General features: G+C 57.3%; 24 protein-coding genes. 10 read left to right on the top strand and 14 right to left on the bottom strand.

The features are described from left to right. Window positions 1-84: 84 nt before the first annotated feature. The 10 genes from MUN84_RS14300 to MUN84_RS14260 form a co-directional block, all read right to left on the bottom strand. Complete coding sequence (locus MUN84_RS14300; RefSeq protein WP_244694690.1) at window positions 85-915, bottom strand: hypothetical protein; 831 nt, start codon at window positions 913-915, stop codon at window positions 85-87. Further along, window positions 867-2,159 carry a hypothetical protein gene (locus MUN84_RS14295; RefSeq protein ID WP_244694688.1) on the bottom strand — a complete coding sequence of 431 codons (1,293 nt, stop codon included), beginning with the start codon at window positions 2,157-2,159 and terminating at the stop codon, window positions 867-869. The genes MUN84_RS14300 and MUN84_RS14295 overlap by 49 nt, the downstream gene beginning before the upstream one ends. Beyond that, window positions 2,144-2,428, bottom strand: a complete 285-nt coding sequence (locus MUN84_RS14290) for a hypothetical protein (RefSeq protein WP_244694686.1) — start codon at window positions 2,426-2,428, stop codon at window positions 2,144-2,146. Before MUN84_RS14290 ends, MUN84_RS14295 begins: the two co-directional genes overlap by 16 nt. Further along, complete coding sequence (locus MUN84_RS14285; protein ID WP_244694684.1) at window positions 2,347-5,328, bottom strand: hypothetical protein; 2,982 nt, start codon at window positions 5,326-5,328, stop codon at window positions 2,347-2,349. Before MUN84_RS14285 ends, MUN84_RS14290 begins: the two co-directional genes overlap by 82 nt. A 376-nt stretch (window positions 5,329-5,704) precedes the next feature. Further along, window positions 5,705-5,890 (bottom strand): 50S ribosomal protein L11 methyltransferase, encoded by a 186-nt coding sequence (locus MUN84_RS23080; RefSeq protein WP_262920535.1) that lies wholly within the window; start codon window positions 5,888-5,890, stop codon window positions 5,705-5,707. Next, on the bottom strand, window positions 5,851-6,540 hold the full coding sequence (prmA, locus tag MUN84_RS14280; RefSeq protein ID WP_262920534.1) for a 50S ribosomal protein L11 methyltransferase: 690 nt from the start codon (window positions 6,538-6,540) through the stop codon (window positions 5,851-5,853). Before prmA ends, MUN84_RS23080 begins: the two co-directional genes overlap by 40 nt. Before the next feature lie 91 nt (window positions 6,541-6,631). Then, a complete protein-coding gene (locus MUN84_RS14275; RefSeq protein ID WP_244694683.1) occupies window positions 6,632-7,018 on the bottom strand; it encodes a DUF6150 family protein in 387 nt (128 codons plus the stop codon). A 158-nt stretch (window positions 7,019-7,176) separates the two neighbouring features. Further along, complete coding sequence (tpiA, locus tag MUN84_RS14270) at window positions 7,177-7,941, bottom strand: triose-phosphate isomerase (protein WP_244694681.1); 765 nt, start codon at window positions 7,939-7,941, stop codon at window positions 7,177-7,179. Between the two features lie 144 nt (window positions 7,942-8,085). After that, on the bottom strand, window positions 8,086-8,385 hold the full coding sequence (locus tag MUN84_RS14265; RefSeq protein WP_244694679.1) for a hypothetical protein: 300 nt from the start codon (window positions 8,383-8,385) through the stop codon (window positions 8,086-8,088). Then, window positions 8,373-8,891 (bottom strand): tryptophan-rich sensory protein, encoded by a 519-nt coding sequence (locus MUN84_RS14260; RefSeq protein ID WP_244694678.1) that lies wholly within the window; start codon window positions 8,889-8,891, stop codon window positions 8,373-8,375. The genes MUN84_RS14265 and MUN84_RS14260 overlap by 13 nt, the downstream gene beginning before the upstream one ends. 190 nt (window positions 8,892-9,081) lie before the next feature. On the opposite strand from MUN84_RS14260, the gene MUN84_RS14255 reads away from it, so the two are divergent. Further along, window positions 9,082-9,318, top strand: a complete 237-nt coding sequence (locus tag MUN84_RS14255) for a hypothetical protein (RefSeq protein ID WP_244694677.1) — start codon at window positions 9,082-9,084, stop codon at window positions 9,316-9,318. Window positions 9,319-9,392: 74 nt separating this feature from the next. Here MUN84_RS14255 and uvrA read toward each other — a convergent pair whose 3' ends face one another. Then, window positions 9,393-12,227 (bottom strand): excinuclease ABC subunit UvrA, encoded by a 2,835-nt coding sequence (uvrA, locus tag MUN84_RS14250; protein ID WP_244694676.1) that lies wholly within the window; start codon window positions 12,225-12,227, stop codon window positions 9,393-9,395. Window positions 12,228-12,426: 199 nt separating this feature from the next. Between uvrA and MUN84_RS14245 the strand changes: the two genes are divergently transcribed. Next, a complete protein-coding gene (locus tag MUN84_RS14245; RefSeq protein ID WP_244694675.1) occupies window positions 12,427-12,909 on the top strand; it encodes a DinB family protein in 483 nt (160 codons plus the stop codon). A 141-nt stretch (window positions 12,910-13,050) separates the two neighbouring features. Here MUN84_RS14245 and MUN84_RS14240 read toward each other — a convergent pair whose 3' ends face one another. After that, window positions 13,051-13,731 carry an SGNH/GDSL hydrolase family protein gene (locus MUN84_RS14240; protein ID WP_244694674.1) on the bottom strand — a complete coding sequence of 227 codons (681 nt, stop codon included), beginning with the start codon at window positions 13,729-13,731 and terminating at the stop codon, window positions 13,051-13,053. 931 nt (window positions 13,732-14,662) lie between these two features. Here MUN84_RS14240 and MUN84_RS14235 point away from each other — a divergent pair. The 3 genes from MUN84_RS14235 to MUN84_RS14225 all read left to right on the top strand — a co-directional run bounded on the left by MUN84_RS14235 (window position 14,663) and on the right by MUN84_RS14225 (window position 17,202). Then, complete coding sequence (locus MUN84_RS14235; RefSeq protein ID WP_244694673.1) at window positions 14,663-15,457, top strand: alpha/beta hydrolase family protein; 795 nt, start codon at window positions 14,663-14,665, stop codon at window positions 15,455-15,457. A gap of 236 nt (window positions 15,458-15,693) precedes the next feature. Next, window positions 15,694-16,296 carry a hypothetical protein gene (locus MUN84_RS14230; protein ID WP_244694672.1) on the top strand — a complete coding sequence of 201 codons (603 nt, stop codon included), beginning with the start codon at window positions 15,694-15,696 and terminating at the stop codon, window positions 16,294-16,296. 153 nt (window positions 16,297-16,449) lie between these two features. Next, window positions 16,450-17,202: a copper resistance protein NlpE gene (locus MUN84_RS14225; protein ID WP_244694671.1), complete on the top strand. Its 753-nt coding sequence runs from the start codon at window positions 16,450-16,452 to the stop codon at window positions 17,200-17,202. 79 nt (window positions 17,203-17,281) lie between these two features. Here MUN84_RS14225 and MUN84_RS23075 read toward each other — a convergent pair whose 3' ends face one another. Beyond that, a complete protein-coding gene (locus tag MUN84_RS23075; RefSeq protein WP_262920533.1) occupies window positions 17,282-18,046 on the bottom strand; it encodes an MFS transporter in 765 nt (254 codons plus the stop codon). Between the two features lie 2 nt (window positions 18,047-18,048). Continuing rightward, entirely contained in the window at window positions 18,049-18,582 is a 534-nt protein-coding gene (locus MUN84_RS23070) for an MFS transporter (RefSeq protein WP_262920532.1), read from the bottom strand. Window positions 18,583-18,835: 253 nt separating this feature from the next. Here MUN84_RS23070 and MUN84_RS14215 point away from each other — a divergent pair, with 253 nt between their 5' ends. The 5 genes from MUN84_RS14215 to nth all read left to right on the top strand — a co-directional run bounded on the left by MUN84_RS14215 (window position 18,836) and on the right by nth (window position 21,866). Further along, window positions 18,836-19,264, top strand: a complete 429-nt coding sequence (locus tag MUN84_RS14215) for a hypothetical protein (protein ID WP_244694670.1) — start codon at window positions 18,836-18,838, stop codon at window positions 19,262-19,264. A gap of 76 nt (window positions 19,265-19,340) precedes the next feature. Beyond that, the gene (locus MUN84_RS14210; RefSeq protein ID WP_244694669.1) at window positions 19,341-19,916 is read left to right on the top strand and encodes a DUF6799 domain-containing protein; all 576 of its coding nucleotides are present in this window, start codon (window positions 19,341-19,343) and stop codon (window positions 19,914-19,916) included. 317 nt (window positions 19,917-20,233) lie between these two features. Next, window positions 20,234-20,869 (top strand): RNA polymerase sigma factor, encoded by a 636-nt coding sequence (locus MUN84_RS14205; RefSeq protein ID WP_244694667.1) that lies wholly within the window; start codon window positions 20,234-20,236, stop codon window positions 20,867-20,869. Beyond that, entirely contained in the window at window positions 20,808-21,038 is a 231-nt protein-coding gene (locus MUN84_RS14200; protein ID WP_244694666.1) for a hypothetical protein, read from the top strand. Before MUN84_RS14205 ends, MUN84_RS14200 begins: the two co-directional genes overlap by 62 nt. Before the next feature lie 108 nt (window positions 21,039-21,146). Then, entirely contained in the window at window positions 21,147-21,866 is a 720-nt protein-coding gene (gene nth, locus MUN84_RS14195) for an endonuclease III (protein WP_244694665.1), read from the top strand. Window positions 21,867-21,882 lie beyond the last annotated feature (16 nt).

Below are 21,882 nucleotides of genomic sequence, written 5' to 3'. Positions count from 1 at the left end.
TCGATACTGACAAAGATATCATTGTCATTCCGACCGTAGGGAGGAATCTGGGTCCATGGCTACATGGCAAACCCAGATTCCTCCCTACGGTCGGAATGACAAAAAAGCCCCGGCAGAAAATCTGCCGGGGCTTTTCAGATTACTCGTCGCCGAAGGGTCGTTGGCGTCTTTCTTCTTTTTCTTCTTGGATTCCTTTTTTGGCTCCTCGGTGGGGGCGTCGGTGGGCGGAGCGGCTTCTACGGCCTCATCCTTTTTCTTCTTTTTCTTGCCCGTGTCTTCTACCGGAGCGGCGGGGGTGGAAGTAGGAGCGGCTTCTACAGGCTCGTCTTTCTTTTTCTTCTTTTTGGCGGGCTCTTCCTCGGCGGGCGGGGCGGCGTTGGGGTCAGCCTCCAGGGCTTCGTCTACCGCATCCTTTTTCTTCTTTTTCTTCTTACCACCATCCTCCATGAAGTCGAAGTTGCCGGTGCTCTGGGGCTGGGTCGTGTTGACTTTGCGCTTGCCGGTTTCCTTCAGGTAGTCCTTGCGGAAGTGGTTGAGGAATGTTTGCACCTCCATGTCGTCGCCGAGGAAGAAGCCGTACTCGGTGGCCGTGTTGTAGTCACCTTTCGCTTTCAGACCAATGATTTCATCGAAGGAGCCATGCTGGGCCTTGGCCAGCATCACGTTGTTAGAGTACTTGAGGTAGTACCAGGTCTGGGGCTCGGCTTCCAGGTACAGCTCCACGGCGTCGCCGGTGCTTTCCTTCTTGATTTCGATGTAGCCGTCAATCAGGGCGTTGATGTCCTTCTTGCCCACACTCACCAGGCCAATTTTGCCCACCGAGTACCACGACTTGAATTTCTCGTTCCAACGCAAGTTCACCTGGCTCAGCACCACCGTGTGCAGGAATTTGGCCGATACCTTCTGCAACGGCACGTAGCCCCCTTGCGGGTGCTGTAGTCCTGCACGGCCTTGTTACCGATGAACTCGCCCATTTTGTAGAGCTGGGCCGGCGAACCATCCAGCGCCTCCGGCGCGCCCTTGGCGTTGGTAGCCAAATCGGCAGCCATGGCTTCCACGGCCTTTTCCGGCAGGTTGATGTCGAAGGTCAGGAAGGTGTTCAGGTCGTAAATGGCGCTGTCGGGCTTGGCGTAGCCCAGGCCGGCGGCCGTCAGGGTGTAGTCTTTGTTGGAGTTGATCAGGTTGAGCTTGCCCCGGAAGTCGAGCGCGCCCGTGGAGTCGGTTAGGGTCAGCACCGAGCCCTCGTACACGTCGGGGTCAGCGGGGTCGTGGCGGCTGATGCTGTACTGGCCTTTCTTCTGGTTGAAGCGCAGGTCACCATCTACTTCAAACAGGTTCATGTCCGTCACGCCAGGCTTAGTGGCCACAAACAAGGGGTAAATTTTGCCCGTTCCTTCCGACATAAACAGGCCCGACAGCATGGGCGTACCATCGTCCGACTTGGGCCCGTTCAGCTTGATACGGATGCCCTTGGGGTCAATGGTATCCTGCACGGCAAACCAGTCGGAGGCCGTCGTCGACTTCACAAAATTAAGCTTGGCCTGGCCGTCGAAGGTGAAGCCTTTCTTCTGGGAGTTCATGGTAACACCACCCCGGTAGGCAATGCGCGGGGCCAAGTGAAACTTGTCGGTTGCCTGCAGGCTGGCCACGGCAATGGTGGGCGGCGAAGCCGGCTGGTCCTCCTCCGAAGGTCCGCGTTTCAGTAGTCCTTTCATGCCGCCCTTAGCTGCGCCGTTCTTGCCCAGTGAGGCCGTCATGGTCGCCATCGAATCGACGTGGAAGTTGGCAAACTTGATGGCGAAGGAATCGGCCGAGGCGTTCTTGTAGCTATACAGCGCGTTACCCGAGAAGGCCATGCGTGAAAGCACCCGGATTTCGCCCTTGTACAACTGGTGATACTTGCGCAGGGTATCCATTACAATGCCTGCGTTCTGGAAGGCGCGCATCTCGGCATTGGGCAGGATGTACACCTTGCTAGAATCTGGCGTAATCCAGGCGTCGGCCGAGGAAATGCGGGGTACGCCGCCGGCTACCAGCCGGTAGCGGCTCAGGTCGTACTGACCGGTAGCAGCCTGGAACTTGAGGCCTTTCTGCTCGGGCTTGGTACTGTAGAAGAAGGAGCGCGACGAATCGGCGCCGGGCGCTACCCGCAGCTGCACCAGCTTCTTTTTGAAATCCCACTTCCCCCCGAAAGGGTGGTGCGGTACTGGGAGTACGGCAGGTCAATGCTCGACTTGTTGTCGCCTTCCTCGCGGGCAAATTCCGTGTTGCCAGCCTTCAGGTCGTAGGTGAAGTTTACGTTGTTGGCCGTGAGGGCGGGCTTGTTCACCTCCGCCGACTTGATGTTCAGCGTGGCCTTTTTACCCGTGTAGCGCGTAGGCTTGAAGGCAAAAGAAGTAGACCGGATAAAGGACTGGGGCCCGTCCATGCGGCCGTCGCCGTAGAGGCCGCCGGGGTATAGGTAAGCGTGCCTTTAAAGCCGTTATTAACATCATAGAGCTTGAAGGCTTCTCCCTGGGCCTGGGAGGTCAGGTACATGGAGTCCTGCTTCACGGCCCATTTCATCTGGTAGCCGGGCAAAAGGCTCACCTTGGCAAACTCCGTCCCGCTGAGCGGCCCCGGCAAAATAGTCCCGCTCTTGCCCACAGTCACCACTGAGTCGCGGTAGAACACAAACTGGTCGCTTTGGAAGTCGCCGGTGAGGTACTTTACGTTCCCGACGCCCTGCAGGCCCTGGTTGTTCATGCGCACCTTGTTGTACAGGCGCCCCTTGCCCCCGTACAGCGGAAATCCTTCCTTGGGCACGTTGTACACGAAGCCCAGGGAGCCATCTTCCTGCATACTCAGCTTGGTCTGGAAATCGGGCATGATGCCGCCCGACACAAACGTGCCTTTAAAGCCCACGGCTACCCGGTTCTTGTTGTTCAGGGAGTCGAGTTTAAAGGGCGGAATATCGAAGTACAAGGTCGTATCGTAAGCGCCGCCGAGTACCTCGGGCTTGTCGAAGTACACGTAGGCCCCGGTGCTGGCGTCAAAGGTGGGGTAGGCACCCAGCTTCTTGCGGCCCGACTTGTTGTTGGGCGCGTTGATGTAGAGGCGGCCGGCCGAGTTCTTTTTCTTGTTGGTCAGGGTCCAGTCGACGTCCTTGCGGGCTTTCATTACGGAGCCTTTCGAGCCCTTGCCCTTCACAATGATGGAGTCAATCTTAACCAAGTCGATGTAGAACCCGTCGTAGTCAAACTTAAACTCCTTGCCCTTGAACACGAAGGCCGAGGCCACCACGGTACCATTGAACAGCACGCCGCGGTTTTTCTGAATCCGAATGACGCTGGAGTCGGGCTTCACGAACACCGTCACGGAGTCGTCGGAGAAGTTAAAACGGTCCACGCCCCGCACAATCAGGTCGTTGGTATTCAGGTCGAGGGTAGCGTTTTTGCCCGAGGGCGAGAGGCTCTTGATGGCAATGTGGTCGTAGTCTTTTTTGCCCCGCGAGGAATTTACGTAGTGCATGGCCTTGGGCAGCAGCACTACCTGGTCGGTTTGGGGATACCAAGCCACGTATCCATCACGGGCTAGGCCGGCCACGGCGGTGCGCACGTTGTCGGGCTTCAGCTTGCGGAAAGTGGCTACGTCCTGAATCGTGAACAGCCTTTTGTTGCCGTTTTCCATGCTGTAACCCACCACCATCTGGAGCGGGTGCAGCTTGTTGATGGCCTTGATTTGCTGGTAGCGGGTGTTGGTGTAGAACTCCTTGGACTCGAAGTTGGCCGTTACCTGGTTTTTAGCCGTCAGGATGGAAAAGTCGATGAAAGGAGTGCGCACGGGCCAGGTTAGCAGCTCGGCCGTTACTTCCATCTGGTGGTAGGAGTCGTAGTAGGGCGTGGTTTTGTAGAGGCCGCTTTCCCGGGCCAGCTGCAGCACTTGCTTGGGCTTGTTATACTTCAGTTTCACGCCAGGGTGAGTCAGCGAGTCCTGCTTGTCCTGGAAAATGGTCACGGCCGCGTGCGAGGCCGTAATCACCGAGTCGCCCAACTCGTAGGCCCGCGAGGAAGCTCGGAACTTCGGCTTGCCATCTACGTCTACGATAATGCGCGACAGGGCCCCGTCCAGCGAAGCCGACAGCGCCCGGCTACCCGACAGCGAAAAGCCGCCGAAATAGCGAATGTTCTGCCCAATGTTTTTTACTCGTGCATCGTTGGTATTAGACACAAAGCGGGGGTAGCCCGTATCGGTAGTGGGCGTTTTGCGCTTCACGCTGCGGTAGGCCAGCCAGCCCTGCACGGGCTGCTCCAGCACGGCCGGGTAGGTGAGGGTAACGGGTTGGGCCGTAAACTCCGGCCGGGTAATATCGAAGTCGTACGTGGTCAGGTCGGCCGTTACGGGGTTGGCGTTTACTTGCCACGCATATTGCCCGCCGTAGCCCACAAACCGGTTGCGGGTAGGCACTACCGCGCCATTGGTTTTGCGAATCAGTACGGAGTCGCCGGAGGAGGCCAGAAACAGGTCGGCATCCTTGATGAGCAGCACTGGGCCGCGGGTAGAAGGCGCTACGTAGGAGCTGTAAGAAGGCGTTTGGTCGGTCCAGCCGCTGCCATCGGCAGATTTGGCGGCCGTGCCGCTATCCGTGTTCCAGGGGTCTTCGTCGCCCCAGCCGTTGTTTTTCTTCTTGGTATCCAGCTTCTTGGTGGAAACGGTAGCTGGGGCCGGCGTGGGCGCTACCGGGGGCGCGGGCGGCGCCATAGAGGGCATGTCGGCTTCGTTGTAAGCAAAGCTGAACGTGCCACCCACTACGCGCAACGTGCTGTAGCGCGAGCGGTACAGAGAACGGGTATCCAGGAATTGCGCAGCGCTGGCCATGAACTTCTCCGCATCGGTGGGCTGCTCCTTTTCCAGGGCTTTGCCCACTACGCTCAGAAACTCGGTCATCTGCTGATCCGAAAAGTTCTGGACCAGCGCCCCGGCCGCAATGGCCGTGTAGAAGTGCTCAAAGTGAGGCTTGGGCCGAAACTTGCGGGCCAGCATGTACTGGCTCAAAGACACGATGTAGCGCTGCTGGGTAGCGGTAAGCTTGTTGCTAGCCCAGAGCTGCTGCATGCGCGCGCCAGCAGCTTTGGCTGTGGCGTTGTTGGTGGTTGCCATCATCGACTGCACGTCCACCATGAACTGCTCCGGCTCGGAGCTGAGCTTGCCCGTGAACTTGGGCAGGGCTGGCGCGGCTGCCGGAGTACCGGCCGGTTGTTTGGCGGGTTGCGGTTTCTGCTGCGCCCAGGCCGGAGCATGTACTCCCAACAGCAGCGCGCAAACCCATCCAACTAGAGTACGCTTCATATCAAATTCGTCAAAGCCTGATTAATCGCCTACAATTTCGACAAAACCCAGCACTTTTCGCGCCGGATTGCCCCGTCCCTCGCCACAATCATAGGGCACCTTTTTTTTATACCATTCTGATCATCAGCCTAGTTCCTATCATACCAAGTAGAGCTTGCCCTGGGTCAAGGGGTAGGCAAAAAACGACCAGGCCCAGGCAAAATTGTTGCCTGGGCCTGGTCGTATAATTTCTTCTAACCGCGGCTGCCGGTACCCGTTAAACCGTCATCCCGAGCGCCGCGAGTAATCTGGATTAAGCCGTTGAACGGTAACCCCAGATTTCTCGCGGCGCTCGGAATGACAGGGATTGGCTATACAGTTGGGTTCTAGATGAAACCTACGCCGGCTGCCGGAATACGGCCGAAACCCAGTGATTTTGGGTGCGGTGGTTTTCGTACTGGAAGCCAGCTTTTTCGGCAGCGGCCTGAATCAGGGGTAGGTCATCTTCGTAGAAACCGGAGAACAGAATCGGGCCACCAGGTTTCAGGTACTGAGCGTAGGCACCCATGTCTTCCAGCAGCACATTGCGGTTGATGTTGGCCAGAATAATGTCGAAGGGCTCCTCCCCTCCAGGGCCGTTATGTCGCCGAGGCGGGCTTCTACCTTATCCTGCACGTTGTTTTCGGCGGCGTTGTCGGCGGCGTTTTCCGCGGTCCAGGGCTCCACATCCACGGCCAGCACGTAGCGGGCCCCGAGTTGCACGGCCATTACGGCCAGAATGCCGGTACCGCAGCCCATATCTAGCACCCGCTTACCTTGGTGGTCGATGCCGAGCTGATTGGTAATCATGAGGGCCGTGGTATCGTGGTGGCCGGTGCCAAAGGACATGCGCGGCATAATCACGATTTCGTGCTCCAGCTCAGGCCGGGCCTCGTGGAAGGGTGCCCGCACCGATACTTTATCGGCAATGATTAGGGGCTGAAAGTTCTTTTCCCACTCGGCATTCCAGTTCTGGCGGGTAATTACGCGGTGCGAAAATTCCAGCTCGCCCAGGCCTTCGTACCGGCTCATTACCTCGGCTACGGCATCGGCCGAGAACTGGTCTTCGTCGATGTAGGCACAAAAGCCTTCGTCATTGTCTTCGAAGGTGCTGTAACCTACCTCGGCCAATTCGGCCACCAGAATATCCGACAGCTCGCGCGGAGCTTGTACGCGTACTTCAACGTAATCCATCTTCAACAACTATCAGGAGTCAAGCAAAACAAAACCGTCCCGCGCACCAGAGGCACGGGACGGCAAAGGTCGCAGGAAAAACCGGGCGGCCCTACTGCTTCCGGCAGCCGGCAAAGGCCCGGGCTTTGGTATAGTGAAACGAGAAGTCGGCCAGGTTGCGGTTATCCGTCACGAAGAGCACGTAGTCGGCGAAGTCGCGCGAATCGGTCAGGTACCATAAGCCTACCTTGTCGGCGAAGAGTTTGTTGGTTTCCTGGTATACCAGCACATCGGCAAAGGCCTCTTCCGGCTCCTGGTACACCACTCCGAAGCACTGGCTTCGGCGGCGCGGGTCCGTTTCCAGGTACACCGAGCCGTAGAGGCGGCACGGGTCGACGGAGGCAGCTACCGCGGCCGCCAGTGGGGTAGGCAACTCGGCTGGGGCGGGCCGGAACGGGTTCAGGGCCAGCAGGCCGGAAAGGAGAAAAGTAGGAAGCATGAAAGAGCTGAAGCAGCCTAAAAAACGTTTGTCATCGGGAGGCGGTAGCCAGAGGACCTTGTCACGTCAGAACGTCAATTTTCGTTCCAGCGTGACAAAGCTCTCCGACTACTGCCTCCGGATAACAGATACCTAGCGGCTACGGATTGGTACAGTCCTTAAAACGACTTGATAATCTCGGTGAAGTCGCGCGACTTGAGGGAGGCGCCGCCAATAAGGCCGCCATCTACGTCGGGCTGGCTGAACAACTCGCGGGCGTTCTGGGCGTTGGCCGAGCCGCCGTACAGAATGGTGGTGTTGTCGGCTGCCTGAGCGTCGTAGGCGCGGGCAATTTGCTCCCGGATGAAGGCATGCACTTCCTGGGCCTGGGCGCTGGTAGCGGTTTTGCCGGTGCCAATGGCCCAAATAGGCTCGTAGGCAACAACGACCTGGTCAAACTCCTCATTGGAGAGGTGAAATAGGCCGTCCTGCAGCTGCTTCTCAATGAACTTAAAGGTTTCCTCGGCCTCGCGGGTTTCCAAGGATTCGCCTACGCAGAAAATAGGCTTCAGACCAGCAGTCAGGGCAGCTTTCAGCTTCTGGCTCAGCAGCTCGTCGTCCTCGCGGAAGTACTGCCGCCGCTCCGAGTGGCCCAGAATTACGTATTCGGCACCTACGGATTGTAGCATCTGAGCCGATACTTCGCCGGTGAAGGCGCCGCTTTCTTTCTGGTGGCAGTTTTGGGCGCCGAGGTGGAAGCGGCCGCCGGCGGGTAGCTGCTTACCAATAACCGACAGAAACGGAAAGGGCGGGCACACGACTACCTCTACCTGGGAGCCGGTTACTTCGTCCTGCACCATGTTGACGATTTCGGAAATTAGCGCCTGGCCATCCTGGAGAGTGGTGTTCATTTTCCAGTTGCCGGCCACAATATTCTTACGCATAGCGGAAATGGTTGAGGGTAGGAGTTGGCTTGCAAGTTATGATAATGAAGAGTTAGGAGTGAAGAACGAGGCATGAGGACGCAAGGCAAGAGGACACTTGACTCTCTATTCCTCACTCTTTATTCCTTCTTCTCACTTCCTACCCTATCCCTTGCGCCTACCCCACCAAGCTAGCCCAAGCCCGCCAAGCACTACCAAACCCGCCGCGGCCAGCGCCATCCAGGCTAGCACGAGCGTATCAGCCTCGGCGCGCCGGGCCGCCCAAATGCCCAGCAGGCCCCAGGCAACTGCTGCCGGGTAGGCCAGCTCCCGAAACTGCTTGGTCACGTTCAGGGCCAGTCCGGCCGTGATGCCGACTACTACAATGGCTAGTTCAATGCTTTGCTCCGCGCCCGGCCGCCATTGCGTGCCCAGGACCAGCGTCAGGTTTACTACCGTCGCCACCGAAATCCAACCCAGATACAGGCCAAAAGGGACGCTGGTGTACCAGGGCGCTTCCCCCGCTGCACAAAGTGGCGGGCCCGCCCATAGACTACCGCCAAGCTGGCCAGAATGCCCAGCATCACGACCACGCTCGGGACCAACAGCTCGTAGGCAAAGACCACCAGCCAAGTGGCCGTAAGTACGTTGGCTAGCACCAGCGGGCGGGCCACGGCGTCGGGCAAGGGATTGTGCCGCTGACGAGGCAGCAGCTGCCACCCGGCGTAGCAGGCCAAGCCCAGAAAAATAGCGCCCCAGATGCTAAACGCGTAGCCGGCCGGCGTGAGCAGCGTGGGGTATTTGTAGGATACTTGCGCGTTGGTTTGCCCATTGAAGGGGTAACGTTGCGAAACGTAATTTATCCCCAGGTTGCCCGCAATGGCCACCGCTACCGCCCAGCGCCAGGCGCGGCTTTCTGTGGGAGCCATGAGAGTATCGAAGGCGGCTTGGGAGGTGGTAGAAACCGGCATAGGTAGTAGTAAGGCAGCGAGAGAATAGGCCGCAAGTACGTACGCAATCAGGGAAATTGAGGTGCTGTTGCTTCCGCTTTACGCTTCGTTGACCTCGCTTGCTGGTAGCCATCAAATATTCCCTAACATTGCTACTACAGGCTGCCTGTTCAGTTGAGTTATCATCCTATTTCACCTTCATTTTTCTTGTATGCGTAAACACATTCTCTCTGCTTTGGCTCTCACGTTTCTCGCTGGTTCGGTAGCAATAGCCCAAACCGCGCCGGCGGCAAAAGCCGCTCGTACTACCACCGCTACCACCAAAAAGACTACTGCCGCCCGCCCAACGCAAGGCGCCGCTGCTGCTAGTCCGAAAGCCGCTCCCAAAGCCGAGGCCAGCACACCAGCTAAGTCCAGCAAGCCGGCCGCCGCAGCCCAGGATTACTAGGCTCCAGCTACTACCAAAAAAGCCCCGGTACCTGCAGGTACCGGGGCTTTTTTGGTAGTAGCTGAAGTAAGCGCCTACAACTTTTCGGCTAGGAAGCGGGCCGTGTGGTTGGTGTCCTTGAGCTTCACCATTTCCTCGGGTGTGCCTTCGAACAGCAGATGGCCACCGTTGAGGCCACCCTCAGGGCCGAGGTCAATCACCCAATCAGCGCACTTGATGATGTCCATGTTGTGCTCGATGATAAGTACCGAATTGCCTTGCTCCACCAGCGCATTCAGGGCTGTCATCAGCTTGTTGATGTCGTGGAAGTGCAGGCCGGTGCTGGGCTCGTCGAAGATGAACAGGATTTTGTCGTTCTGCAAGGTGTTGCCTTTGGTCAGGAAGGAGGCCAGCTTTACGCGTTGGGCCTCGCCGCCGGAAAGCGTGTTGGCCGACTGTCCCAGGCGGATGTAGCCCAGCCCTACGTCGTCGAGGGGCTTGAGGCGCTCTACTATTTTGGGCTGATCCTTGAAGAACGTGATGCTGTCCTCAATAGTCATTTCCAACACCTCGTTGATGCTCTTGTTCTGGAATTTCACGTCCAGAATATCCTGCTTGAACTTGCGGCCCTCGCAGGCTTCGCAAGTCAGGTAGATATCGGCCATGAATTGCATTTCAATCTTCACCTGACCTTCGCCCTGGCACACCTCACACCGGCCCCCGTCGATGTTAAAGGAGAAGTGCGAAGGTTTAAAACCGCGGGCTTTGGCTAGCTGCTGATCGGCAAACAGGCTCCGGATGGCGTCGTAGGCCTTCACGTAAGTTACCGGGTTGGAGCGGCTGCTCTTGCCGATGGGGTTCTGATCCACGAACTCTACGTGCGTTACCTGCCCGTTCACGCCCGTCAGGCGGTCGAATTTGCCGGTTGCCTCGCCAGCACCGCCCCCCAGCTGCTTGAGCAGGGCCGGAGCCAGAATCCGCCGAATCAGGGTAGACTTGCCCGAACCCGATACGCCCGTTACTACCGTCATCACGTTCAATGGGAACTTCACCGATACGTTCTTAAGGTTGTTCTCGCGGGCGCCGGTCAGCTCCAGGGCGTTGCGCCAGGGCCGACGGTCTTTCGGCACCGCTACCTCCAGGCGGCCGCTCAGGTACTGGCCGGTGTAGGTGTCGGAAGCCAGCACCTCGGCGTAGGTGCCCTGGAATTGGAGAATGCCGCCGCCGCTACCCGCCTCGGGGCCGATGTCGATAATCTGGTCGGCCTGCTCCATCATCTTATCCTCGTGCTCCACCACAATGACGGTGTTGCCAAGCTGCTGCAAGGAGCGCAACACGCCAATGAGCTGCTCAGCATCTTTGGGGTGCAGGCCAATGCTAGGCTCATCCAGAATGTACATGGAACCCACTAGCGCTGAACCCAAGGACGTAGCCAGAGAAATCCGCTGGCTTTCTCCGCCCGAAAGCGTGCTACTCAAACGGTTCAGGGTGAGGTAGCCCAGGCCTACGCGGTTCAGGTACTCCAGGCGGTTGGTGACTTCCGTCACGAGGCGCTCGGCTACTTTGGCTTCGTGCTCCGGCAGGTCGAGGTTCTGAAAAAATTCCAGGGCCCGGCTGACGGGTAGCAGCACCAAATCCGTAATGCTTTGGTCCTGGATTTTGACGTACTGGGCGTCCTTGCGCAGGCGGGTGCCGCGGCAGTCGGGACAGGTAGTGCGGCCCCGGTAGCGGCTTTGCAGCACACGGTACTGAATCTTGTGGGTTTGGGTAGCCACCCACTTAAAGTAGGCATCAAGGCCCTCGAAGTACTTGTTGCCCTTCCAGAGCAGTTGGCGCTCGGCCTCGCTCAGCTCGTTGTAGGGCCGGTGAATGGGGAAGTCGAAGCGGATACCGTTTTTCAGCAGGGGCTTCAGCCACTCGCTTTGTTTGTCGGTGCGCCAGGGGGCAATGGCGCCCTCGTACACGGTCATGCTCTTATCCGGGATGACCAAGTCCTCGTCAATGCCCAGCACCGAGCCGAAGCCTTCGCAGGTTTGGCAGGCACCGTAGGGGTTGTTAAAGGAAAAGAAGTTGACGCTGGGCTCCTCGAACACCAGGTCGTCCAGCTCAAACCGGTCGGAGAAGGTGCGGGTTTCCTCGTCGAGCTTGGCCACGCAGGTGCCATGCCCTTCGAAGAAAGCCGTTTGCACGGAGTCCGACAGGCGAAACATCAGGTCTTCGTCGCCGGGCTGAATCACGGCCCGGTCAATCATGATGTACACGTCGCCCTGCACTTCGGGCTGACCTTCGGCAATCAGTTCCTCAATGAAAGCCGTTTCGCCATTCACTACCACGCGGCTGTAGCCTTTCTGCAAAAGCAAATCCAGCTCCTTGCTCATGGGGCGGCCATCCTCGCTGGGTAGCAAGGGCGAGAGCAGCATTACGCGGGTACCTTCGGGCAGGCGGAAGAGGTAGTCTACCACGTCGGCCACGTTGTCCTTGCGCACCTGCTCCCCACTCACGGGCGAGTAAGTGCGGCCCACGCGCGCAAACAGCAGCTTGAGGTAATCGTAAATTTCGGTGCTGGTGCCCACGGTGGAGCGGTTGTTCTTGATGCTGACCTTCTGCTCAATGGCAATGGCCGGCGAAATGCCCCGGATGTAGTCCACGTCGGGCTTGTCCATGCGGCCTAGGAACTGGCGGGCGTAGGAGCTGAGGCTTTCCACGTACATGCGCTGCCCCTCGGCATACAACGTATCAAACGCCAAGCTCGACTTGCCCGAGCCCGACAAGCCCGTAACTACGATAAACTTATTGCGCGGCAGCGCTACGCTCAGGTTTTTGAGGTTATGAACCCGGGCGTTTTTTATCAAAATAAACTCGCGCGGATCGAGCTGGTCAATGGGGTCGGCCGCGGGGGCGGCTACTTGCAAAGCGGAATTGTCGGCCATAGGTCGTTCAACAGCCCGGGGCTAGGGTTTGGTTTCCGGCCGGGGTAGTTTGGGCAGGCGAAGGTACGGCGGGGACGGCCTAGGTTGGTAGCCAAGCTACCCAGGACCTTTAGTCTGTTACCTTGCATAGGACGAGCAGCCACTGTTATGAGCAGCGGCAGTCAGACTATTAGTAACATGCACAAAATGTCCGCAATCTATGAACCTGATAAAACATATTGCCCAGCACTTCCGAGCAGTGTATTTCGGCGGTAACTGGACTTCCGTTAACCTCAAGGACAGCTTATCAGACGTAAGTTGGCAGCAAGCCACAACCCAGGTTTACTCCCTTCATACAATTGCCGCCCTCGTTTACCATACGAACTATTACGTTGGTGCCATCTTGCGTGTCTTGCAAGGAGGTTCGCTTGACGCCAAAGATCAGTATAGTTTTGACCTTCCATTGATTCAGTCAGCGGAGGATTGGAACAAGCTCTTAGCCAAAAGCTGGAGCGAGGCAGAGCAATGTGCCTCGCTGATTGAACAGTTACCAGAGCAAAGACTTGAAGAATGTTTCGTGGACGAAAAATATGGAAACCACTATCGAAACTTACAGGGAGTAATTGAGCATACTCATTACCATCTGGGTCAGATTATACTACTAAAGAAGCTGTTAGCACAGTCATCTAACTCTGCAACTTAGGGCACAGCAGCCCATAGGCTGCTGCCAGAAGTGGTTTGCTACAACCCGAGCTGACGTGACCAAGCCTTGCTACGCACTCAGCCTCTTTAACGAGCCACGGAGGCTAGCATCTAAAGTTGAAACAACATCCTGGAGAAGGTATTACGGCTTGCTTATTAGCGGCTGCATTACCCCCTTCCACAGCTCATACCCTGCGGGCGTCATGTGCAGGCTGTCCGCCACGAACAGTTCCGGGCGGGGCCGGCCATTGGGCCCTAGCATGGGGGTAGCCACATCCATGAAGCGTAGGCGTTTGGGGTGGGCGGCAATATATTCCCGAATGAGGCGGTTGGCTTCCTGCACTTTCGGATAGAGCGCCCAACGGGAGGGGCTGGGCTTAATGGCCAGAAACACCAGCGGCACTTTGGGCAGCTTCCGCTGCATTAGCTTCTCGAAGGCTAGAAATGACTGAAATACTTCTTGCGCGGTAGCCCCAGACCCAATGTCGTTGTCGCCCTCGTAGAGTACAACCTGCCGCGGCTGGTAGGCGACAACCAGCTTGTCGAAAAAGTACAGGGCATCGGGGAAGCGGGAGCCGCCAAAGCCACGGTTGAGCACGGGCTGGCCTGGGAAGTCTTGCCGCAAGGTTTCCCACTTCCGGATGGATGAGCTGCCGTAAAACAAAATAGGCCGCCTGGGCGGGGGCGCAAGACTATCCTGGCGGGCGAAGGCGCGCAGCTCGGCGGCCCATTGAGCCGGGTTGATGGCCGGAGTCTGGGCCCGGCTATGGTGGGCAGCAACGGTGAAAAGCAGTAGGAGCGCCCCGGCTCTCACCCAGCGCATAAGTAAGTAAGGCATCAGCTCAGCATGAAGAAGTACGTGAGGTAGGGCAAGGTAACCCGGAACCAGCAAAGCGCCTGCAAGCGCAGCACGCACCATAGCAATAATACTGCGCTACCTCCCGGACTGGGTAGCACCAACTCACTTTTTGGCTTCTGAACTAGCAAGTTCAGGCCGGAGTCAATATAGAGGGCATCAGATGTTCACAACCTGAACAATAGACGGGAGGCGCTAAAAAATTTTAGCCCTTCTCACTACCTCTAATCGGGTTCTGCGGTTGCGGGCGTAACTCTGGCTGGTATGTATGCGTCAAGTTTGATATTTTCATACCTAGTATGCGCGCTTAGCGGTAAAATACCCCTGTTGACTTTCATTTTATGAAGAAAACCCTACCCGCACTTTTCCTGCTTTGGCTCCTGTATTGGCTACCGCTGACCTTGTTAGCGGCCGGCGACCCGCCTACCCTGAACGGCCAGTGGAAGGGCCCGTTGAAGGTACCGGGCGGTCAGCTGACGCTGATTATCACCCTGGTTCCGTTGTCTAATGGTGCCTACTACGCGGCGCTTGATGCTCCTCAGCAGCGCATCAGCCGCATGCCCGCCGAGGTAACCCTGAAAGGCGCTGACATTACCGTTAGTATTGAGCAGGCTGGTAGCAAGTTTGTGGGCAAAGTGAAGGACGGGGGCACCACATTCCAGGGCACCTGGTCCCAGCCCGGCCTCACGGCTCCGCTCACGCTTACGCGCCTCAAGCCCGCAACTCAGCCCGTGGCCGCCAGCAAGCCCCGCCTAACCCCGCCCTACCGCGAGGAAGACGTTAAGTTTCTGAATACCAAAGCCGACCTGGCCCTGGCTGGCACCCTCACTATTCCGGCCGGTCCTGGTCCTTTCCCGGCCGTGGTGCTGCTCTCCGACAATGGCCCCAGAACCGCGACGTGGAGCAGCAAGATTACCGCATGTTCGGGTCGTTGGCCGACCACCTCACCCGCCGCGGTATTGCCGTGCTGCGCTTCGACGACCGGGGCGTGGGCAAATCACAGGGCAACCACTTCACTACCACCACCGTGGATCTGGTATCGGATGCCCAGGCCGCCATGGTATACCTGCGGGCCAAACCCCTCATCGACCAGCGCTACATTGGTCTGATTGGTCACGGAGAGGGAGCTAACGTGGCACTCTTGGCCGCCGCAGAGCAGCAGCCCGCTACCCCAGCCTTCGTGGTAGCCTTGTCGGGCTACGGGATTCCGGGCCGCGACGTGATATTGCGGCAGCAGGTGGAGATTATGCGCCTAATCGGCTCAAACCCGGCCCAGGTGAAAGCCGCGTTGGAGCTGCACAAAGAGATGGTAGAAATCATCCGACAGACACCCAACGATAACCAGGCCCGTGGCAAAGTAGCCGCTACCCTGCGCTTCAACAACACCGATATGGACCCCCACATGGCCCGGGCTCGCGCCGTGCAGCTCACCTCGCCCTGGTCGCGCTACTTCCTCGATTTTGACCCGACCCGCAGCTTAGCCGAGGTGAAGTGCCCGGTACTGCTGCTGGGCGGCTCCAACGATTTGCAGGTAGACCCCAGCCAAAACATGGGCCCGCTAAAACAAGGACTGAAGAATGCTAAAGTGAAATCGGCAAAGCTGGCGGGTGTCAACCACTGGTTTCAGCCCGAAATGAAGGACTGGCCCTGGTTAACGGGGAGCAAACACCAACCTTCTCGCCGAAAACCCTGACAACGGTTCGGGAATGGATATTCGAAAATACGGAGCGGCCCCAGCCCCTACCCACCTCGGACACCAAAACGGCTACTACCCCAAACCCACTAAACGCGCCCCGAAATCGGCCCAGGCCAGTCGCTAACGTAGCGCGCCGCTCAGGCAAAGAAAAAGCGCCGCGGCTGAGCTGCGGCGCTTTTTCTTTGCCTGCCATTCACGGAACCTCCGCCCTGGTTTCGGACTTATAGTCAACCATGCTAGCGCTGCGCACCGACTTACACGACATCCTCACCTTTGGCATGCTGAGCCGCCACACGCTTGACATTCTGCGCCACAAGCACGGAGTAAGTGAGGGCGAGTTGTTTTCGGCGCTGATGCAGGTGCTGCGCGAGCAACGAGCCACATCGGCCGCGCCCTACCCCACCCCGGATCAGTTAGTATGCCGAGCCGACGAGCACGTTTGCCGCCACTGCGGGGAAATTCTGCCGAAGAAAGATGCCACGAAGCACCTCTGGCAAGCTCATGACCTAGTAGTGCGCCTCCGGCCCGAAGACCACTACACCACCGATGTGCGCCTAGCTGCTCTCTACCGCGAAGCCCAAGCTGCTGGAACTGACCCTGAGCCGCTGGTAGCGGCCTGGGCCACGGCGGAGCAATTTCAGGAGCAGTTTACGCCTGCCCCTGGGGCCGGCCTGCGCCGCTACTTGGTGCGCCGCCGAGGCTACACTATGCTGCTAGTAGGAGCACCCTCGCTTAATAGTGCTTATCATCGGCAGGACCTGAACCGTGACAATCAGCGACGCGGCTTTGTGCGCTGCCTGCAAGGCACCTTTCTGTTGGTTCCGATGCGGGCCTAGCACTGGCGTAGGCAAATAGCTTACCATGTGCATAAACCCTGTGTTATCCACACACTTATCCACAATTTATAGAATTATCGGGTTCAAACCGGCTATTTGGTATCTATTGGAAACGAGGCTGCGTAGGAAATTTTCTCCCTACATGTTCTGCTTATGACTTTCTCGCACTCACTTTTAGTTGCTGCCAGCGGCTTGTGCCTGCTGGCTTCCTGCCAGGGCCGGGAGCAACCTTTTGGTACTGGCTCTGAAAACGCAGCCGCTGACAAGGATGCGGGTGCCGCTACCCTCCCCCTGGCCGGCATCTACGCTGATACCATGCCTTGCAACGACTGCCAGGGCATCGCCACTCGCCTTACCCTCCGGCCCGACAGCTTGTATGAGTTGCAAGAAGCCTACCTCGGGCGTACCTCGCCGGTTAATTACCGCCGGGGCCCGTGGCGAGTCCGGGGGCAAGTGGTTACCCTAGAACCCAGTGGCAACGACCCTGTACGCCGCTACTCCGTGGAAGCGGACCAGTCGTTGCGCTTGCTGGATGCCACGGGCAAGCCCATGCAGGCAGCCGGCCAAGACTACACCCTGAACCGCACGGCTAACAGCGACCTGAGCGCCGCTGGCACCCGCCGGGAGTTCACGGGTAAGTTTACCTACCAATCTGATGCTGCCAGCCTAATCGAATGCGGTTCCGATAAACGGTACACAGTAGCGCCAGCTGGGCTTACCGCTGATCTGCAACGCCGCTACACCACTACCCGGAAAAAAGACGGCCAAGCCGTTTTCGTGCGGGTGCTGGCTACAGTACAAGGTCCACAATCGGGGGCTGAGGAGGCCTTGTTAGTAGAGAAAATCCTGGAAATGAAGCCGGATCCTATCTGCCCCCAAGAGCAGAAGCAGGCCTTCCAGAAGTAACCTACCTTATTCATGCCCACAAAAAGGCCCGCTCGAACTACGTTCAGGCGGGCCTTTTTGTGGGCATACTTTTTGGCGCCTACGCTTTCTGGGACTGGGGCGTCAGGTCCAGCTTGCGCAGTTTGTTGGCTTTCAAGGCCGTAATTGCCACAACCACCAACGTCATAGCGCCCCCAAATACTACGGAGTTTACCACTCCCAGTAGTTTGGCCGCGGCCCCGGACTCAAAGGATCCAATTTCGTTGGACGAGCCAATAAAGATGTTGTTCACGGCCGATACGCGGCCTTTCATGTGCTCCGGCGTAAAGGTGTGTAGCAACGTAGAACGCACAATTACTGACACGGAATCGAAGACGCCGGTTAGGAATAGCAGCCCCAAGGAAAGCCAAAAGTTGGTGGATAGGGCAAAACCGATGGTGGCTAGGCCAAAGCCGGCCACGGCCCACAGCAGTTTGCGCCCGGCCCACTTCCGAATGGGAAAGTACGTAAGGCTCATGGCCATCAGTACCGAGCCAACGGCCGGCGCAGCCCGCAGATACCCCAGCCCTTCGGCCCCAACTTTTAGAATATCATCGGCGAAGATGGGCAACAGGGCCACAGCTCCGCCAAACAGCACCGCAAACAAATCCAAGGACAAGGCGGCTAGCACCAACTGGTTCCCAAAGATGAATTGTACCCCACTCAGTAGACTTTCCTTCAAGCTGAGCTTCTCGCCCTCCCGCGCTGGCAGGGGCCGGCCCGCAATGCTGATAAAGATGCTAAGTGCCACGGCCATCAGCACGGCATCCACGGCGTAGGCCGTAGAAATACCAGCGTCGGTTTGGTGCCGGCCGGCCAAGCCCACAATTAGGCCCCAATAGCCGGTCCGATTACGGAAGACGCCTGCCAGGTAGTGCTGTTCCAGGTAATGGCGTTGGACAGCACCTGCCGGTCGGGGAGCAACTGGGGCATAAATGAAAACAAAGCCGGACCCAAAAAGCCCCGGGCAATGCCGCTCACGAAAATAACCGCGTACAGGGGTAGCGTATAAAAAGCGTCTTTCTGCAACAACGTCAGCCCCGCTGGCCGCGACAGTAGCCATAACGAGACCGAACAGAGCAGCAACACCGCCACCGCTGACACGATAATGTTTTTACGGCGTACTGAATCGGCCACATGGCCGGCGTACAAGGACACCACAATGCTAGGAATGGCCTCGGCCAACCCAATCAGGCCCAGAGCCAGCGGGTCGTTCGTGAGCTTGAACATCTGCCAACTCACCACTACCCCTTGAATCTGGGTGGCCATCACCATGGCCGCGCGGGCCGAAATCAGCCGCCGAAAATCAGGAATGCGCAGGGCGGCGTAAGGATCATGGCGAGGGGTAGCAGAAGTGGACATAGAACGGAAAGGCGAAAACCAGCGAGTGAGCAAAGGTAGCTCCCCTGGCCGGTGTGGGCAGGAGCAACACGGTACTTTTACAGGTCCTCTGTGCCGAGCTCTTGCCTTACGCAAGCCGTTTTACCTGCGTTATCGTATAAAACAACCTTCGCCGGCTTGCATTACGGGCGCCATAGGTTTCTGGCAAAGCGGCTCCAATACCAATTTTGTGGTTGCCGCGCGCCGCCTGCTGTTCCATCTACCTGTTCTCCGTATGCCTCCATCCCAGCCCCCTACCACCCTCGATTTTGTGGAGTTTCGCCGCCCGGATGAGCTAGGAGTGCTTATCATTCGCTGGACGCGGCCGGTTTCGGCCGCTGAGCTGCAGCAAAGTTACGAGGCGGCCCTGACCGTAGCACGGCCGGCGGCGGTTAGGTATTGGCTGGCCGACTCGCGGGGCCGAGGGCCGGCCAGTGAGGACGACACGCATTGGGTATTAACCCAGTTTATTCCGCGCGTAGCTACCTCTTTGCGCGGCCGAATTTATTTGGCGTTCCTTGTTTCAGCCGCGCAGCTTAGCCCTGAGGAGCAGCAAACTGGCTCGCCTATGGTCCTCAGCAACCTTGCCCACGTTCGGCTCTTTGCCGCGGAAGAAGCTGCTCTTTATTGGCTGCATAGCCGCCAGCACCTACACAGCGCCTAGCCTGTAGCATTGGGGTTAGCCGCAAGTCGGGGCTCCCCCGTATGCTAGCGTATTTCTCGCTCTTTCCCGACTTTCTATGCTCACTCCCGCTATGCTACTTCGCTCTCTCATGCTGGCTGCCCTGTTGTCAGGGGTCAGTACTTTTTCTGCTGTTGCTCAAACTAGTAAATCGGCGGCTACGGCGGCCACACTCAAAGACGGAGCCTTTGCTCGGAATGGCAAGATGTACCGCCTACAGGCGGGGAAAGTCACGCCCCTAACTAGCCCCTTACGCGTTGGTAATGACCTAACGCTGCAACCCGATGGCACCCTGCTCGGCAAAAACGGTTCCCGGCGCCGCCTAACTGATGGTAAAGCCGTGAACATGCAGGGTGACGTGGTGCTTTACCGCGACGACATGATGACGGCCGCGGCCATTGAGCGCCACGATGAGTTGACCACCGGCTCGAAACCTACCGTGGTAGAAATTCCTGCTACCGCCAACGTAACGGCCCTAGTCCCGGAGTTGCAACGCACCAGCCAGCGCCTAGAGCAGCTTCGGCAGCTTACTGATTTGCTGGCGGAGCGAGCTACGGGCGCCGCAACAGGCACCAAAGCCACGGCCGCTTCTGAGCAGCAGATTCAACAGCTCAGTCAGCAACTTCAACCGTAGTGCACGGTTTTTGCTTTTAGCTGTACAAGGGTAAACCGAAGTTCCTACATCTTAAGAAGCTTCGGTTTATTTATTTCATTGTCAATAAGTTATATATTTAAATACACTATTTAATCTAGAATTGTATATACTGAATATTTTGGTTTCAGATGTTGCGAAAAAAATTTTGGCTTTTGCGGGGCCAAGGCATTGTGTTTGGGCCAGCGGTTCTCTACATTTGGATTCACTGAGTTTTTCTCTACTCACTTCTTCTCCTTTTCACTGGCAACTGCACTCTATGGCCTAAAGCTCTACGTCCCCTAATTTTCGTAGTCTTTATGGAAACCATGCAGCCGAGCGACTCCGCTCTTATTTCGCTTTATATTGCCGGCCAGGAAGAAGCCTTCGCTCAATTGCTTGAGCGGCACAAAGCCCGCGTATTTACTACTATTATGCTGATCGTGCGCGACGAAGATGTTGCCGAAGATCTGCTGCAGGATACCTTTATCAAGGCCATTCACACCATGAAGGGTGGCCGCTATAATGAGGAAGGAAAATTCTCGTCCTGGATTTGCCGCATTGCCCACAATTTGGCTATTGACTGCTTCCGTCGGGAAAAACGCAGCCCTTTGTTGAACCTTGATACAACAAGTCATGCGTTCAACTCGTTGTCGTTGGCAGAAGAGGGTGCTGAAGCTGCGCTTACCCGGGAAGAAACCCACGCGCGGCTTCGGGAGCTGATTCAGGAGCTGCCCGCGGCGCAGAAAGAAGTCCTGATCATGCGCCACTACGGCGACATGAGCTTTCAGGAAATTGCCGATGCAACGGGGGTCAGCATTAACACAGCGCTGGGGCGTATGCGTTACGCGCTGATTAACCTGCGGAAAAAAATGGCCGCGCAACCCGTTTTCTATGATCAAAACGTTTACCCACGAGAAGCTGCTCCGGTACGTGTACAACGAATTGCCGGCTAATGAACAGCAGGAAGTAGAACAAGCTCTGGTACACGACCCCGAGCTGGTCGCCGCCTGCGCCGATCTGCTGTTGGCCCAACGTACCCTCGATGGAGCCCGGTGTACGCCCAAGCAGAGCACTACTAGTTCTATTCTGCAATACTCCCGTACTTTTTTGAAGGCCGGGTAGCATCTTCTTAGGGGAAAATTCTTGTCCTTACCCGCCTATGTTTCTAGAAACATAGGCGGGTAAGGACTTTTTTTGCGTGTATTTTGCGCGGTATTCATTTGTTGCAGCATGCGTAAGCCTGAGCGGTACCGCCTTTTTTTAGAGTATTTCACCACCAATTTTCCGGAGCCGAAAACGGAGCTGGTGTACTCGAACCCCTACGAGCTGATTGTGGCTGTGGTACTAAGCGCCCAGTGCACCGACAAGCGAGTAAACCAGATTATGCCGGCCCTGCTCCAGCAGTTTCCTACTCCTGAGCAGCTAGGCGCCGCTTCTGCCGAGGATATCTTCCCTTTTATTCGTAGCGTTTCTTACCCCAACAACAAGGCCAAGCACTTGGCGGGCCTCGGCCGCTTGCTTGTAGAAGAGTTTGGGGGCGAAGTGCCGAGCACCATTGAAGAATTGCAGCGCCTGCCGGGCGTGGGCCGCAAAACGGCCAATGTAGTTGTCTCGGTTATCTATAACCAGCCGGCTATGGCCGTCGATACGCACGTGTTTCGGGTATCTCACCGGCTAGGCTTGGTGTCCCGCACGGCTACTACGCCCCTAGCGGTGGAAAAAGAGCTAGTGCGCTACATCCCCGAAGACTTAGTGCATAAAGCCCACCATTGGCTTATTCTGCACGGCCGCTACATCTGTGTGGCGCGGCAGCCCAAGTGCGGCATTTGCCCCTTAAGAAGTTGGTGTAAGTATTACGCAGAGGTTGTGTCAAAGCAGGAGCCCATCTTGCAAAAAAAGCCTCAGAAAGGCCCTAAAACCCCAATTTCACCGAATACTAGTACAACATAGTATATAAGTAGTTATA

It is taken from the genome of Hymenobacter sp. 5516J-16, assembly GCF_022919335.1.
Lineage (GTDB): Bacteria > Bacteroidota > Bacteroidia > Cytophagales > Hymenobacteraceae > Hymenobacter > Hymenobacter sublimis.
Note: the sequence above shows the minus strand (reverse complement) of the source record. Positions and strands in the feature narration are given on the sequence as shown.